Below are 15,312 nucleotides of genomic sequence, written 5' to 3'. Positions count from 1 at the left end.
CCAACCCCCTGGCGCGGCCGCGGGGGGAGGCGTAGGGTCGGCCCCGTCCAGGGCGATGGGCCCCTTCCACTCCGCTGCGAACGGAGGCCTCATGGGCTTCGACCAGTATCACGAGCCGGCCGGGGAACTCTCGGCAGAGACCCGCACGTTCGCGCGGATGTGCGCGAACCTCACGGAGGAAGCCGAGGCGATCGGCTGGTACCACCAGCGCATCTCGGTCGAGCCGGATGCCGCCTCGCGGGCGATCATGCACGACTCCCTGGCCGAGGAGTACAAGCACTTCAGCATGGAGCTCGAGTTCCTGCTGCGCCGTACGCCGGTCTGGCGCGAGACCGCGCACGGCATCCTCTTCCAGAGCGGCGACATCGTGGAGCTCGGCAACGCGGCAGAGGGCGATGCGGATGCCGCAACAGCGCCAGCGACCGACTCGGCTGCCGCTGACGGAGCCGGCCTGGGCATCGGCAGTCTTCAAGGGAGGGCGTGACGATGGATCATCTGCTTCGGGAGCACGCCCCGATCTCCGACCTGGCATGGAAGCTCATCGACGACGAGGCGCGTGAACGACTCGTCGACTCGCTCGGCGCGAGGAGGCTCGTCGACTTCAACGGGCCGATGGGCTGGCAGCGGTCGTCTGTGAATCTCGGCCGCGTCGACCGGCTCGACAACGGACCTGTTCCCGGGGTCACGACTCGGCGGCGCCGGGTGCTGCCGATGCTCGAGGCACGAGCCGAGTTCACCGTGTCTCGAGAGGAACTCTTCGATGCCGACCGCGGCGCCGTCGACGTCGACTTCGACGATCTGGCGGAGGCGGCTCTGCGCGTGGCCCGGCTTGAGAACATCGCGGTGTTCAACGGATGGGACGCCGCGGGCATCGTCGGCATCATCCCCTCGTCACCCCACCGCCCCGTGCCGCGCGTCGCCGATTTCGCGGACTACCCGCAGCGGGTGGCGCAAGCTGTCGAAGCCCTGCTGAACCACGGCATCGGCGGCCCCTACGCCCTGGCAGTGAGCCCGGACGACCACACGGCCATCGTCGAGACCACCGAGCACGGGGGCTACCCGCTCTTCGAGCATGTGCGCGCGATCCTCGACGGACCGATGGTGCGCGTGCCAGGACTCGTCGGGGGAGTGGTGCTCAGCCAGCGCGGAGGCGACTTCCTCTTCGAGTCTGGGCAGGACCTCTCGGTCGGCTATCGCCACCACGACGCCGACTCGGTACGGCTGTACATCGAGCAGACCTTCACGTTCCACATCGCGACGCCCGAGGCGGCCATCGCGCTCGTCTCCAGCCAGTCGCTCGAGCGCTGATTCAGCATCCGATCGTCACGCCGGCCTCGACGCCGCACGTCGAGCTACCCGGGCTGGATGCCGTCCGTCAACGCCATCCGAGGGCGGGCGCGACGTGCTTCAAGATCGACTCGATCACGTGGGCGTTGTAGTCGACGCCCAGCTGATTCGGCACGGTCAAGAGAAGCGTGTCCGCGGCTTGGATCGCCTCGTCGCCGCGGAGCTGCTCGACGAGCGCGTCGGGCTCGTCAGCGTAGGACCGGCCGAATACGGAGCGGGTGCTGTCGATGTAGCCGAATTGGTCATCACGCTCGCCACTGCCGAGGAAGTACCGTCGATCGCGCTCGTCGACGATCGCGAAGATCGATCTCGATACTGACACCCGAGGCTGGAATCCGTGCTCCTGCTTCGCCCACTCGTCGCGGAACGCCTCGATCTGCTTGCGCTGCTGCACGTGGAACGGTTCGCCTGACTCGTCGTCTTTGAGGGTGGATGACATCAGGTTCATGCCGCGCTGAGCCGCCCACCGCGCGGTGGCATCGGAACCGGCACCCCACCAGATGCGGCGGCGGAGGCCCTCGGAATACGGCTCGATACGCAGCAGCCCGGGTGGATTCGGGAACATGGGCCTCGGGTTCGGCTGGGCGAACTGCTCTCCAGAGAGCGCCATCAGCGCGAGCTCCGCGTGACGTCGCGCCATGTCGGCTTCTGTCTCGCCCTCCGCCGGCTCGAACCCGAAGTACCGCCAGCCGTCGATCACCTGTTCGGGCGATCCCCGCGAGATGCCGAGCTGCAGTCGCCCTCCCGCGATGAGGTCGGTGGCGCCGGCATCCTCTGCGAACGCCAGTGGATTCGCGTAGCGCATGTCGATCACGCCGGTGCCGATCTCGATGCGCTCGGTGCGGGCGCCCACAGCGGCGAGCAGCGGGAACGGGGAGCCGAGCTGGCGGGCGAAGTGATGCACCCGGAAGTACGCGCCGTCTGCGCCGAGCTCCTCGGCCGCGACGGCCAGGTCGATGCTCTGCAGCAGCGCGTCTGCCGCCGTGCGAGTCGAGGAGGAGTGGTGCGGTGTCCAGTGCCCGAACGACAGAAAGCCGATTCTCTTGCTCACGCGGATGACAACCGGCCGTCGCAAGCATGTATTCCGGGCGCGGAAACCGGCGGCCGATCAGCGGGCGACGCGGTACCGCAAGAAGACCGCGCCGGAGTCGAAGTTGCGCGTCTCGACCCGCTCGAGGTCGACGCGACGTTCCTCGTGCGCGAAGTAGGGGATTCCTCCGCCGACCAGCACAGGGCGTATCATCAACTGGTACTCGTCGATGAGCCCGGCTGCGGCGGCCTGGGCCGCGAGCGTGGCGCCGCCGATGGCGATGTCGCCGTCACCGGGCTCGGCTCGAAGCCGATCGATCTCGTCGGCCACGGTTCCAGTCGCGAGCCGCGCGCTGCCATGCACGGTCGACAGCGTCTTGGAGAACACGACTTTCGGAAGTGGGTTCCACAGCGATGCCCACTCCTGCTCGGCGGCGTCGAACGACGGCGTCTGCTCCGGGTCTTCCCAGTACAGCATCGTCTCGTACAGCTTTCGGCCGAGCAGGTGCACGCCCACCGGCCGGAGCTGGTCGATGAAGAAGCGGAATTCCTCGTCTGAGGGTCCCGACCAGTCGAACGTTCCGTCAGCAGCGACGATGTAGCCGTCGAGCGAGACGTTCATCGAATAGGTCACTTTGCGCATGATCGGCCTCCAGACTCGTGCGTCGATAGTAGGGACTTCGAACGCCTGAAGCGAGGCCTGGAGCGAGACTCGGGCGTACACTCGCGGCATGGAATGGCTGGTGCTGGCCGTTGTAGCCCTCGCTGTCGTGGCGATGTGCGTGGGCAGCCTGCGGTTCCGCCGCAGCGGCGCGGGCAGCGGCGACGGGCTCGGCGGCCTGGCTGGAGCGCTCGGCGTCATGGACGAGGTGTTCAACCCCGCTCAGCGGCACGCTCGCGAACATCTCGAGACCGAGAAGATCGTGCCCGCACCGGCACCGCTCGCAGGCGATCGGCCCCTTGAGGAGGGGCGGATCACGATCAGGCTGCCGCGGCGCTGACTGGCGCTTCGGCGTCAGTGGGGTGCGGGTGCTCCTGCGGGCGGCGCACGAAGGCCGCCGCGATGATCGTGAGCGTGAACAGCACCGCCGCCGCGAAGAACGCGAGCTGCACGCCCTCTGCGACCGCGACCGTCTCGACGGCTCCTCGCGCCTGACTGGCCTGCTGCTGGATCGACATGACCGTCACGAAGAGAGCCGTGCCCGCAGCTCCCGCCACCTGCTGCACCGTGCCGACGATCGCGCTCGCGTGCGAGTACAGCGAGGGTGCCACCGACGCCATCGCCGAGGTGAACAACGGCGTGAAGATCAGCGCGAGACCGGCGCTGAGCACAAGATGCGCGCCGAGCACGAAATACGCGGACGCGCCCGGGCCCGTGGCCGACAGCATCCACAGTGCCGCGCTCGCCATCGCGGTGCCTGGAACCAGCAGCGGTGTCGGCCCGAACCGGTCGTACAGCCGACCCACGAACGGCGCCAGCAGCCCCATGAGCAAGCCACCGGGCAGGAGCAGGAGCCCGATCATCAGCGGCTCCAGCTCGAGCGCCTGCCTGAGGTAGATCGGCAGCAGAATGAGGGCGCCGAAGAGGGACGCCATCGCGATCACCATGAGCGCCACGGTCACAGAGAAGTTCGTGGAGCGGAACGTGCGCAAGTCGAGCAGCGCCCGATCCCGGCGTTGCAGTCGCAGCTGTCGCCAGACGAAGAGCACCAGCGCGATGACTCCGACAGCGATGGTCGCCCACATCTGCGTCGCGGATGCCGCAGCATCTGCCGGCTGCGCACTGCTCTCGCCGATGCGGCTCAGGCCGTAGATCAGGCCACCGAACCCCAGCGCCGAGAGCATGACCGAGAGCAGGTCGATCGGCACCTGCTTCGGCTCGGTGACATTCGCGATCCGCTTCGCGCCGAGCGCCAGCATCCCGAGCGCGATGGGCAGCACGATGATGAAGATCCACCGCCAGCCGAGAGAGTTCAAGATCACGCCCGACACGGTCGGGCCGATTGCGGGCGCGACCGAGATCACGATCGACACGTTGCCCATCGTGCGTCCGCGGGCTCCGGGCGGAACCAGCGTCATCAGCGTGGTCATCAGCAACGGCATCATGATCGCGGTGCCGGATGCCTGCACCACGCGGGCGGCGACCAGCACGGCGAACCCGGGCGCCAGCGCGGCCGCGAGCGTGCCGAGCGAGAACAGCGACATCGCAGCGATGAAGATCGGACGGGTATTGAACCGCTGCAATAGGAACCCCGTGATCGGGATGACCGTAGCCATGGTCAGCATGAATGCGGTCGAGAGCCACTGCGCGGCGCGCGCGTCGACCTCGAGATCGATCATGAGCTCGGGGATGGCAACGCTCATGATCGTCTCGTTGAGGATGACGACGAAGCTCGACGCGAGCAGCAGCCAGATCACCAGGCGATTGCGTCGGCCGAGCGCTTCGGCCGATGAGACGGCCGTCACGCCTGTCGCCGAATCGGGAGTCGTCGCAGAGGCGGAGGCGGAAGGAGAGTTCTTGTGCGCAGCGTTCATGGTCTCAGTCGTCAGTGCCCTGTGGTCGGGGAATCGTCACGGATCCGTCGAGAGCGGCGGAACGAGCGCGGCGTGGAGCGCCGAGATCGTGGTGAGCGAGCGCATGCGCGGAGGGCCTCGACGCGCACCGCACCATTATTCACGTCGGGACGTGCTCGCGCGACCCTTTCGGCGTGTTGCGACGGGCTGATCGGCATCGCCGGGGCGTTTCGGTGCTCTCCTAGCTGTCGGAATGGGGTCGTGAGGCCCGTAGTGGGGGCATGACAGAGCGTGAACGCCCTGGCCGTAACGAGAAAACCTCAATATGGTCGCGAGCGTGTGGAGAACTTGTCGAAATCTCAGTTTTCTCATTGTGGCTGTCCTTGGTTTGGTGCTTGTGCCAGGTGGTGGATGGGCACAAGCGGCCGAGGAGCGCTCGATCTCAACTAGTTGTGCTTTCGGCTCACGCTTGACCAGCGGGGACGGTCGGCAAGGGCTCAAGGTACGAGTTCCCGACGGAGTTAACGTCTTGGCTTCGATCGGATTGCCCGTGATGAACGGCGGAAGCGCGGCAAAAAACAACTTCTTCAGCATCAACGTGAGGCGGTGGAGCGCGGATGCCACTACTCACTCGATGGCGGTGCTATTCGAAAGCGCGCCGGTACAGGCAGAAGGCGCCGGAGCAGCAGGCGCGTGGCGCGGTCCGATCGAAGTCGGTCTTATTCAGGTTGTGCCCGGCGAGGACTTGATCTTTGATGTCCCGGCAGTTGGTGCTGACGGCGAAGGCATTTTGATGTGCGTGGCCGATACAGCCCCTATCGATACCTCCGACGGAGTCGGCCCTGTCAGGACCGATACAGCCGGAGTCTTGTGGGAATCAGTTGATCACTTCGGCGAGTTCGGCGCCTCCGCCACCTTCCTCCTCATGCCCCGCATCACCTCGGTGGCCCCAGCGGAGGCGCGCGTCGGTGAAGAGATCACCATTCTCGGCACGGGCTTCGATCAGGCCTTGACGACCTCACTGCGCATCGGGAGCACGGTGCTCGATCGCACCCGCTTCTCGGTGGTATCCGACACAGAGCTCCGCGCCATCGTCCCCGCCGGCACGCCGCCCGGCTATGCAGATGTGCAGGTGACCTCTGACACCCTCGACTCCGCGCTCACAGCGGCGACGAGAGTGCTCGTCGTCGAGGCTGCGCCAGCAGCACCGGGCGGCCCCGCCAGCGGTGGCTCTTCGGTCACAGGCCCGACTACCCAGCACAGCAACGCTCAACCCGCGATCGCTCCGGGTCGCTCGGCTGATGGGATGCTGCCGCCGACGGGAGCCGATGCGGCCGCGACTGTCGTGTTCGCCGTACTGAGCATCGGCATCGGGGCCGCGGTGATCCGCGCCGCCACCGCGCGCGCCACAGGGCGGGCAGCGTCAGGCGCGGGGCGGCTGCGCCCCGAGGTGCTGCACCGCAGCGGTGCCGGCCGCGAGCCCGGCCTCGACCGCATCGGCTAGTTCCTCGCCGCGTGCGAGTCGTGCGGCGAGGGTTCCGACGAAGGCGTCGCCGGCACCGGTCGTGTCGATCACCTTGACCTTCTCGGCCGGCACGTGGGTGACTCCGCTCTGGTCGCCGAAGACGGCGCCGTCGCCGCCGAGCGTGATCACGATCGACCGGCACCGGCCGGCCAGCGCCTGTGCCAGCTCGAGGGCGTCATCGACCGACTCGACGCTCGCCGCGTCGCGACCCGCCACCAGCGCGGCCTCCGACTCGTTGACGACGAGCGGGTCGCATATCTCCAGCAGTGAGTCAGGCACCTCGCGCGCCGGCGAGAGGTTGAGCACGAAGCGGCCACCGGAACGCCCAGCGGTCCGGGCAGCGGCCTCGACCGCATCCAGGGGCACCTCCAATTGAGCGAGCAGCACCGGCCCCTGACCGGTTGCGGCCACGTCACCCGCGACCTGCTCGGGCTCGAGCGACGCGTTCGCGCCCTGTGCGACCACGATGGTGTTCTCGCCCGCGTCCGACACGGTGATCAACGCGAGCCCGGTCGGCAGCATCGATCGCCGCACGTGAGTGACATCCACGCCGCCGTCGGCGAGGGCCTGCACGAGCTCGTCGCCCTCGGCATCCGCCCCGACCGCGCCGACGAAGCCCGGCGTGGCTCCGGCCCTGGCCGCGGCGAGTGCCTGATTGGCGCCCTTGCCGCCGACGCCGGTCGTGGTCCCGGTAGCGAGCAGCGTCTCGCCGGGCAAGGGATGCCGGGAGACGAGCACGACGAGGTCACGGTTGGCGGAGCCCAGCACGATGAGGGGAGCGGTCATGGGCAACACTCTGCCAGAGCCGATGCGTCGCTGGCAGGATGGCAGTATGCCTCACGACGTACTCGGCGTTGCCGTGGCGCAATTCGCGCCCGGCACCGACACCTCCGCGAACCTCCAGACGATCGGCCGGCTCACCCGAACGGCGGTCGAGCGCGGCGCGCGGCTGGTGGTGTTCCCGGAGTACTCCGCGTTCTTCAGCGCGCCGATCGATGAGACCTGGCTTGAAGCCGCGGAAGATCTCGACGGCGAGTTCGTGACGGGCCTCGCGGCGGTCGCGCAGGATCAGGGGGTGCACCTGGTCGCCGGAATGATCGAGCGGGCGCCCGATGGCCGGTTCTTCAACACGCTCGTCGCCGTGAATCCCTCGGGCGACGTGGTGGCGGTGTACCGCAAGATCCACTTGTATGACGCGTTCGGTCAGAAGGAGAGCGAGTTCGTCGCGCCTGGACCGATCGAGGACCCGATCGTCTTCGACGTGCAGGGCGTTCCGGTCGCGATGCAGACCTGCTACGACATCCGCTTCCCGGAAGTCTCGCGACGGTTGGCCGAGGCGGGTGCGCAGCTCATCGCGCTGCCAGCCGAGTGGGTGCGGGGGCCGCTGAAGGAGTACCACTGGCGCACGCTCGTCACGGCCCGCGCGATCGAGAACACCGTGTACTTCGCCGCTGCTGACCAGGCGCCGCCGATCGGCGTGGGGAACAGCATGATCGTCGATCCGATGGGCATCGAACTCGCCACCATCGGCGAGATCGAAGACGTCGCAGTCAGCTGGGTGTCACGAGGACGCGTGCGCGCTGTGCGCGAAGTGAACCCCGCGCTGGCGCTGCGGCGATTCGACATCGTGCCTCGCACGCGCTGAGGCGGTCGCCGCTCAGCCCATGGAGGCGAGGCGCGCGGCCGCGCTCTCGAGCACATCGATGCGCTTGCAGAACGCGAAGCGCACAAGCGACTCGTATGGAGCCCGGTTCTCGGGCGTGACGAATGCGGAGAGCGGGATGGCGGCTACTCCGGCGCGCTCCGGCAACTCGCGGCAAAGGGTCGCGGCATCCGAGTACCCGAGCGGCGTGGCGTCGGCGACGACGAAATAGCCTCCCGCCGACGGCGACACCGAGAAGCCCGCTTCGCGCAGCCCCGCCGACAGCACATTGCGCTTGTGCGCGAGTGAGCTCGCAACGCCCGAGAAGAACTCGTCGGGCAGCCCGAGGCCGACCGCCACGCCGTGCTGGAATGGCGTGCCGTTCACATAGGTCAACCACTGCTTCACCGCGACGATCGCTTCGACGAGAGCCGGGCTCGCGACCAGCCACCCGATCTTCCAGCCCGTGACATTGAAGGTCTTCGCGGCGCTCGAGATGCTGACGGTTCGCTCTGCGGCACCGGCGATCGTCGCGATCGGAGTGTGCTTCGACTCGAATCCGAGGTGCTCGTAGACCTCGTCGGCGACGATCACCGCATCATGTCGCTCGGCGAGCTCCGCGATGAGTTGCAGCGCCTCCTTGCTCAGCATGGCTCCCGTCGGATTGTGCGGGTTGTTCACCAGCACGATCCGTGTGCGATCGGTGAACGAGTCGCGCAGCCGGTCGAGGTCGGGCTCGAACTCGGGTGCGAGCAGCGGAACCGGGCGCAGCGTCGCGCCGGCGAGGGCGACGACTGCGGCGTACAGGTCGTAGAACGGTTCGAACGTCACCACCTCATCGCCGGGCTCGAGCAGCGCGAGCAACGTCGCGGTGAGAGCCTCTGTCGCGCCGGCAGTGACGAGCACCTCACGGTCCGGGTCGGCCGAGAGCCCCCAGAACCGTTCGCGGTGGTCGGCGATGGCCTCGCGCAGCACTGGCACGCCCATGGCCGGGGCGTACTGGTTGTGGCCGTCGCGGATCGCTCGTTGGGCGGCCTCGAGCACTTCGGTCGGACCGTCTTCGTCGGGGAACCCCTGCCCCAGGTTGATCGCGCCGTGACGCACGGCGAGCCCCGACATCTCGGCGAAGATCGTTGGTCGCACTTCGCCGTCGTCACCGAGCAGCATCGCGCCCTGAGCGGCGCGCCGCCACGCACCTGAAACTGTCACCCGGCAACATTACCGCCGGCCCCTTCGGATCACAGGCTGTCTGTTCCGACCGTGACGGACGGTTACGCCGGCCGGCAACCACCGCCAGCGGCACGCCTTCGCGTGTTGGGTGCAGCGTGCAGCGTGCTGTGTGCTGCGTGCGACGCGCAACCGGTGGCCGAGCCGCGAGCGATGAGACAAGTCAGACCAAAGGGAGCCGGAAGTCGCTGCTCAGCGGCACCATAGAGAACGCACAGCTTGCCGGTGGACGCTGATCAAGCGTGAAAGGAGCGCATGATGACCGAACCGACCGAGAACCAGCACCCCGGCCAAGCCTCGGGAGGCGACGACCGTGAACGCGCTGTTCCGTCCGAGCCAGGCGCGACGGATGCCGGGGGTCGGCCCGAGCCGTTCGACGCCGGATCGCAGCGACCCCGTGAGGCCGCTCCCGACACCATGAACTCCGCGCCGATGAGTTCAGCGCCGCAGACACCTCAGAGCGACGCGCCTCGCACCAGCGAGGTGCCCCCCGCCGCTCCCGGCTCTTCTGGTCCCCAGCCTGCGGAGTCGGCGCCGTACCTGGGCGGGCACGGCCCGAACCCCATCGGCAACGCGCCAGGTGCTGAGCGCGCACAGGACCACGCGCACACCGGTGCGGCGTTCGGCTCCTCCGCCTACGCCGGAAGCCAGCATGCGCACGCTTCGCACGCCGGTGCTCAGTACGTCGCGGGGGCCCACACCGGAGCCCCGCACCCGGCAACCGCTCACTCCACGGGCACAGCGGCATCCGCTCCTGCCACCGCGCCGCGCCGCTCCGCGATCCCGATCATCGCGGCGCTCGCCGTCGGCGCGCTGGTCGGCGGTGTGTCGGGCGCTTCGGTCGCCCTCATCGCAGACGGCGGTGACAGCGGCACCACGATCGTGGGCAGCCAGAGCCCTGGCACGATCAGCATCAACAACGGCAACGGGGTCGCGCCTGTCAGCGCCGTCGCGGCGAAGGCAGGGCCGAGCGTCGTCACCATCTCCGTCGGCACCTCTCAGGGCGCAGGCACCGGTTCGGGTGTCGTCATCGACGATCAGGGGCACATCATCACGAACACGCACGTGGTGACCCTCGACGGTGCGAGCGGCAACCCGAAGATCACGGTGCGCACGTGGGACGGTCGCGTGCTCGACGCCACACTCGTCGGTACCGACCCGCTCAGCGACTTGGCGGTGATCAAGGTCGATGGCGCTGACCTGCCGGCGATCAGCTTCGCTGATTCGTCGAGCCTCAACGTCGGCGACGCGGCGATTGCGATCGGCGCCCCGCTGGGGCTTGCGAACACGGTCACCGATGGCATCGTGAGCGCACTGAACCGCAGCATCACGGTGGCTTCGTCTGCAGCGCCCGAGCAGCCGCAGCAGGATCAGCCCCAACAGCCCGACAACCCCTTCGACTTCTGGCGTTTCGACGTGCCGGGTCAGGAGCAGTCGAGCGCGAGGTCGACCGTGCAGTTGAGCGTGCTGCAGACGGATGCCGCGATCAACCCCGGGAACTCGGGCGGCGCCCTGCTGAACGCAGAGGGCAAGCTCATCGGAGTGAACGTCGCGATCGCGAGCGCGGGCAACAGCCAGGGCTCGGCGGGCAGCATCGGAGTGGGATTCGCGATCCCGTCGAATCTGGCGAAGCGGATCGCCGGCGAATTGATCGACAACGGTGCGGCGACGCACGGCCTCCTCGGCGCGATGGTCACCCAGCCCTCGGGCGGCACGCTCGGGGCCGAGATCGCCGAGAACCCGGGGCAGGGCGCGGCCAATGATGCCGGCCTGCGCAAGGGCGATGTGGTCACCTACCTGGGAGACACCCCGATCACGAGCGCGAACGACCTGACAGCCCAGGTGCGCGCGCTGCCGGCGGGCGCCAAGACGACCATCACCTACGTGAGGGACGGAAAGGTGCACACCGCCGATGTCACGCTCGGATCCCTGAAGTAGGTCGCGGCAGGGAATCCAGACAGAGAGCGCCGAGCAGGCGACACCACACCGGCGGGCCGGGGCGCGAAGAGCGCACCCGGCCCGCCGGTACGCTTGTGCGCATGGCAGACGATCGGTTCCCCGGCGTCTCCTACGTCATTCCGGTGCTCAATGAGGCCGGGTACATCGAGCACGCGGTGCGAACCGTGCTCGCGCAGGACTACCCCGGCGAGCGAGAGCTGATCCTCGCGCTTGGACCCTCGACCGATGGCACCGATGAGATCGTCGAGCGTCTTGCCGAGCGAGACCCGCGCGTGCGCTGGGTGAGGAACCCGCAGACCGACATCCCGGCGGGGCTCAATCTGGCGATCCGCGCGAGCCGGCATCCGATCGTCGTGCGCGTCGACGCCCACTCGGAGCTCGAGCCCGACTACACGCGGAAGGCGGTCGCCGTTCTGCAGCGCACGGGAGCCGCGAACGTCGGCGGCCTGATGAAGGCGCAAGGCCGAACGCCCTTCCAGGCGGCCGTTGCGCGCGCCTACAACAGCCGCATCGGGCTTGGCGGAGGTCAGTACCACGGCGGCACGGATGCCGGCCCTGCCGAGTCGGCATACCTCGGCGTGTTCCGCCGCGAAGTGCTCTTCGAAGCGGGGCTCTACGACGAGTCGGTGCGGCGCGGGGAGGACTGGGAGCTCAACCTGCGCATCCGCTCGGCCGGGCACCTCGTCTGGTTCGATCCCGACCTCGAGGTGACGTACTGGCCTCGTGACAGCTGGGAGAAGCTGGTGCGCCAGTTCAGCGCGACCGGTGCGTGGCGTGGCGAGCTCGTGCGCCGGTACAAGGGCCGTAACCCGCTCCGATTCTTCGTGCCGCCCCTGCTGGTGCTCGCGATCGTGCTGAGCCTGGTGCTCGCAGTGCTTCAACTGACGGGTGTGGTGCACGGCTGGCCGTCGTGGCTGCTCAGCGCGGTGTACCTCGGCCCGCTCGCCTACCTCGCGCTCTTGCTCTGGGTGAGCTTCGTCAGCGAACGGGGCGCCACCGCTCGAGATCGCTGGCTCTACCTGCTGGTGCTGCCGAGCATGCATCTCGCGTGGGGAGCGGGGTTCATCGTCGGTGTTCTCAAGGGCGCCCGCGACGTGGTCGACACCTCGCGAACGGGCTGACGCCTCAGCCGATCCGACCCGTGTCGAGCAGGCGCCGCACGACTCGCTCCGCTGCGCGGCCGTCGTCCTTCGGGTTGAACCGCTGCCGCCAACGCTCGTATGCCTCGGAGAACTGCTGGCGCACCTCGTCGAGCGACGACACCGCTCGCGCGAGCGATTCCACATCGGCGAGCACCGGGCCGGGCGGATCTTCCAGCAGGTCGAAGGTGAACCCGCGCAGCCGGTCTCGGTAGTGCTCCAGATCGGGGGCGAAGAACAGCACGGGTTTGCCCGTGACCGTGAAATCGAACATCGCCGAGGAGTAGTCGGTGATGAGCGCGTCCGCAGCGAGGTACAACTCGGCGATGTCCGGGAAGCGGGTGACATCGATCACGCCGGGCGCCTCCACGTCGGTGCCAGGGCCGAGCGTGCGCGAGTGGCCTCGGAGCAGCACGACCACCTCGCGGCCGTCGACGTGCGGCATCCGGCGCGCGAATTCCGCGCTTCCCAAGTGATCGACCTCGTCCGGCCGGTCGTCGCGCCAGGTGGGCGCATAGAGCAGGACGAGTGCATCGTCGCGGATGCCGAGACGGCGCCGCACCATCGACGACTCGCCTCGCGAGAGCACATCGTCGCGCGGGTAGCCGAGCTCCCAGACCGGCCCGAAGAACGCGTACGAGCGGCGGAACACGCGCGTCGAATGCGGGTTCTGCGAGAGCATGATGCTCCAGCGCGAGCGCTCCCGAAGCGTCGCGATGGCCGCTCTCGGACGGAACCCGGGGCGCCCGAGCGCGAGCCGCTTGAGGGGAGTGCCGTGCCACGTCTGCAGCACCGCTTGGTGGGCTCGCCGACGGTACCGGCCGCGCAGCCAGTCGTTCACGACGAGCAGCCTCGCCGACGCCCGCACCCTCCACCACTCGCGGCTGCCCTCGATGAGGCGGATGGCGCCTTCCGGCACGCGCACCGATGCGTCGGCGACGCTCCAGTACCGTGTGACGCCCGGCGCGAGCTCGCGCAGGGCACGGTCGATGGCGCGCGGATTGCACGAGGCGCTGCTGCCGTAGAAGCTCTCGAAGAACACGGCGTTCTCGGGCGCTGGCCGCGCTCGCCGGTACTGCTGCTCGAGGCGTCGTTGCTGCTCCGGCCCGCGTTCGTCGTCGGCCAACGGGGGTGCGATGAGGAGGGTGGGCGCCTGGTGATCGCCCATGCCTCCGCCCGGCTCGAAGGAGAGCCTCGCAACCTGCTCGACCAAGAGCGCAGCGGGTAGCGACGCCGAAGCCGAGAACTCAAGCGGCGATGCGGCGCGCATCGTGTACCGGCCGGCGGGCGGAGGCAGCGGATGCCGCTCCTCAACCCCGAGCGACCACCGCCCGTTCCGGAGTGCCACCGTCGCCCGCCACCCATCTCGCTGCGGGTCGCGCTCGACCGACGCCGGCGCCCGCCAGCGGGATCCGACGAGCTCGAGGTCGACCGGCGTGGACCCGGTGCCGCCGAGCACGAGTTCCGGCACTTCTCCGCCGTGCAGCATCACGGTGTCGATGATCACCGCATCCATGCCCCCGGTCGGCTCACCCGAAGTCGGCTCCCCATTCTTTTCGAGGTCGGCGGGGTCGACGCGGTCGACGTGGCGCGCGTCCGAGGCGTTGCCGCGCTCCTGCGATGCGCCGCCGCGCTCGTCGGACGTGCTCATGCGCGGCCCCCGCTGCGTTCCGGCAGGCGCTGCACGATAGCGTCGTACACACGGTCGGTGTTGCGCCCGTCGCGGTAGGCGTGATGACGTGTGGCGAGGCGCTCGCTGTGGTCGCGCAGCAGTCGCCGCGTCGCCGGGTCACGGTCGAAGCGTTCGAGCAGGTCGAGCAGCGCCGCCCAGTCGGACGCCTCCATCCCGCCGCTGAAGTCGTGGTACTCCTCGTACAGCCCACGAGTCTGGCTGTATCGCTCCAGGTCGGGCGCCAGGAACAGGATCGGCCGCCCAGTCAGTGCGAAGTCGAAGGCGATCGACGAGTAGTCGGTGATGAGTACGTCGACGGCCGCAAGCACGGTGTTGACGTCGCTGATCGCCTCCGAGTCGACCAGCGCGACCCTCGGCGAACGGGTGGCCGCTTCCGCATACGCGCCGACCGAGTGCGGATGCGGGCGAAGCAGCAGCACCGAGCCGGTGCGTTCGAGCCAGGCGTCGATCGCAGCCCATTCGCTGTCGGTCGGCAGCACGGGGTCGGGCTCGCCGTCGCGCCAGGTCGGCGCGTGCAGCACCAACCGCACTCCGCGCTCATGCTGCGCGGTACCGGTCGCGCCGGCGGTCTGCGAGGTGAGGAGAGGTGCCAGCAGTGCGCGCGCCGCGAACTCGCGCTCGGTCGCTGTGCCTCGGCACAGCACGTCGTCTCGTGGGTCGCCGGTCACGACGACCCGTTCGGCAGGCAGGCCGAACGCGCTGCGCAGCCGCTCGGCCGAGATGTTGCCGGCTGCCGGCATGAGGGTGATGTTGCGGCCGGCGAGCCGATACAAGCGCCGCAGCAGGCCCTCGAGCGGCAACGGGGAGTCGAAGGTCGCTGAGGCATCGAGTTGGATGCGCTTCAAGGGGATGCCGTGCCAGAGCTGCACGATGAAGGCCCCGCGAACCGCGAATCGGTTCACGTCACCGAACCCGTGCGTGATCACGATGACACCGGCGCGAAGCGTCGCCCGCAGTCCTCGCCAGCTGGCCCGGCGAGCGGCCTGCAGCCCTCGAGCGCGAGCGGCCTCGACCTCGGCCTCGTCGCGCCCCAGCCAGACGACACGCGCCTTCGGATCCGCCCGCGCCACGTGCCGAGCCAGTTCGAGGGCGCCCTCACCGAGCCCGGAGCCGCAGCCGAACACCCAGAGCCGCGCGTTCCTCGGCGTCAGGCGCGTTGCGAGCGCGCCGAGGGCATAGAGCGGCGCAGACAGCAGCTTCGCGGCATTGCCGGCTGAGAAGGTGAACCCGGACACGA

General features: G+C 68.8%; 14 protein-coding genes. 7 read left to right on the top strand and 7 right to left on the bottom strand.

Annotated features, from left to right (window positions below; translation table 11 throughout):
• The first annotated feature begins 91 nt into the window (after positions 1-91).
• Together ABV606_RS02515 and ABV606_RS02510 are read left to right on the top strand one after the other, a co-directional pair.
• Positions 92-484, top strand: a complete 393-nt coding sequence (locus ABV606_RS02515) for a ferritin family protein (RefSeq protein WP_353988225.1) — start codon at positions 92-94, stop codon at positions 482-484.
• A 2-nt stretch (positions 485-486) separates the two neighbouring features.
• Positions 487-1,308 (top strand): family 1 encapsulin nanocompartment shell protein, encoded by an 822-nt coding sequence (locus ABV606_RS02510; protein ID WP_281487337.1) that lies wholly within the window; start codon positions 487-489, stop codon positions 1,306-1,308.
• Positions 1,309-1,375: 67 nt separating this feature from the next.
• Here the strand turns inward: ABV606_RS02510 and ABV606_RS02505 are convergent, their stop codons facing one another.
• On the bottom strand, positions 1,376-2,398 hold the full coding sequence (locus tag ABV606_RS02505) for an LLM class flavin-dependent oxidoreductase (RefSeq protein WP_353988224.1): 1,023 nt from the start codon (positions 2,396-2,398) through the stop codon (positions 1,376-1,378).
• A 57-nt stretch (positions 2,399-2,455) separates the two neighbouring features.
• Positions 2,456-3,019, bottom strand: coding sequence for a dihydrofolate reductase family protein (locus ABV606_RS02500; protein ID WP_353988223.1), 564 nt, complete (start codon positions 3,017-3,019; stop codon positions 2,456-2,458).
• A gap of 88 nt (positions 3,020-3,107) precedes the next feature.
• Here ABV606_RS02500 and ABV606_RS02495 point away from each other — a divergent pair, with 88 nt between their 5' ends.
• Positions 3,108-3,377, top strand: a complete 270-nt coding sequence (locus ABV606_RS02495; protein WP_281487340.1) for a hypothetical protein — start codon at positions 3,108-3,110, stop codon at positions 3,375-3,377.
• On the opposite strand, the gene ABV606_RS02490 is transcribed toward ABV606_RS02495, so the two are convergent.
• Positions 3,358-4,911 (bottom strand): DHA2 family efflux MFS transporter permease subunit, encoded by a 1,554-nt coding sequence (locus ABV606_RS02490; protein ID WP_353988222.1) that lies wholly within the window; start codon positions 4,909-4,911, stop codon positions 3,358-3,360. The genes ABV606_RS02495 and ABV606_RS02490 overlap by 20 nt on opposite strands.
• Positions 4,912-5,215: 304 nt before the next feature.
• On the opposite strand from ABV606_RS02490, the gene ABV606_RS02485 reads away from it, so the two are divergent.
• Positions 5,216-6,394: an IPT/TIG domain-containing protein gene (locus ABV606_RS02485; protein WP_353988221.1), complete on the top strand. Its 1,179-nt coding sequence runs from the start codon at positions 5,216-5,218 to the stop codon at positions 6,392-6,394.
• Here the strand turns inward: ABV606_RS02485 and ABV606_RS02480 are convergent.
• On the bottom strand, positions 6,314-7,201 hold the full coding sequence (locus tag ABV606_RS02480; RefSeq protein ID WP_353988220.1) for a ribokinase: 888 nt from the start codon (positions 7,199-7,201) through the stop codon (positions 6,314-6,316). The genes ABV606_RS02485 and ABV606_RS02480 overlap by 81 nt on opposite strands.
• A 46-nt stretch (positions 7,202-7,247) precedes the next feature.
• On the opposite strand from ABV606_RS02480, the gene ABV606_RS02475 reads away from it, so the two are divergent.
• Positions 7,248-8,060 carry a carbon-nitrogen hydrolase family protein gene (locus tag ABV606_RS02475; RefSeq protein WP_281487344.1) on the top strand — a complete coding sequence of 271 codons (813 nt, stop codon included), beginning with the start codon at positions 7,248-7,250 and terminating at the stop codon, positions 8,058-8,060.
• A 12-nt stretch (positions 8,061-8,072) separates the two neighbouring features.
• On the opposite strand, the gene ABV606_RS02470 is transcribed toward ABV606_RS02475, so the two are convergent.
• Positions 8,073-9,266 carry an aminotransferase class I/II-fold pyridoxal phosphate-dependent enzyme gene (locus tag ABV606_RS02470; RefSeq protein ID WP_281487345.1) on the bottom strand — a complete coding sequence of 398 codons (1,194 nt, stop codon included), beginning with the start codon at positions 9,264-9,266 and terminating at the stop codon, positions 8,073-8,075.
• Positions 9,267-9,542: 276 nt separating this feature from the next.
• Here ABV606_RS02470 and ABV606_RS02465 point away from each other — a divergent pair, with 276 nt between their 5' ends.
• Both ABV606_RS02465 and ABV606_RS02460 read left to right on the top strand, forming a co-directional pair.
• A complete protein-coding gene (locus ABV606_RS02465; protein WP_353988219.1) occupies positions 9,543-11,222 on the top strand; it encodes a S1C family serine protease in 1,680 nt (559 codons plus the stop codon).
• A gap of 101 nt (positions 11,223-11,323) precedes the next feature.
• A complete protein-coding gene (locus ABV606_RS02460; RefSeq protein ID WP_281487347.1) occupies positions 11,324-12,364 on the top strand; it encodes a glycosyltransferase family 2 protein in 1,041 nt (346 codons plus the stop codon).
• Between the two features lie 4 nt (positions 12,365-12,368).
• On the opposite strand, the gene ABV606_RS02455 is transcribed toward ABV606_RS02460, so the two are convergent.
• On the bottom strand, positions 12,369-14,033 hold the full coding sequence (locus tag ABV606_RS02455) for a CDP-glycerol glycerophosphotransferase family protein (RefSeq protein ID WP_353988218.1): 1,665 nt from the start codon (positions 14,031-14,033) through the stop codon (positions 12,369-12,371).
• Positions 14,030-15,310 carry a CDP-glycerol glycerophosphotransferase family protein gene (locus ABV606_RS02450; protein ID WP_353988217.1) on the bottom strand — a complete coding sequence of 427 codons (1,281 nt, stop codon included), beginning with the start codon at positions 15,308-15,310 and terminating at the stop codon, positions 14,030-14,032. Before ABV606_RS02450 ends, ABV606_RS02455 begins: the two co-directional genes overlap by 4 nt.
• Positions 15,311-15,312: the final 2 nt, after the last annotated feature.

It is taken from the genome of Ruicaihuangia caeni (genome assembly GCF_040536845.1).
Taxonomy (GTDB): Bacteria; Actinomycetota; Actinomycetes; order Actinomycetales; family Microbacteriaceae; genus Ruicaihuangia; species Ruicaihuangia caeni.
The sequence above is the reverse complement of the archived record's forward strand: the minus strand, read 5'-3'. Positions and strand labels throughout refer to the sequence as shown.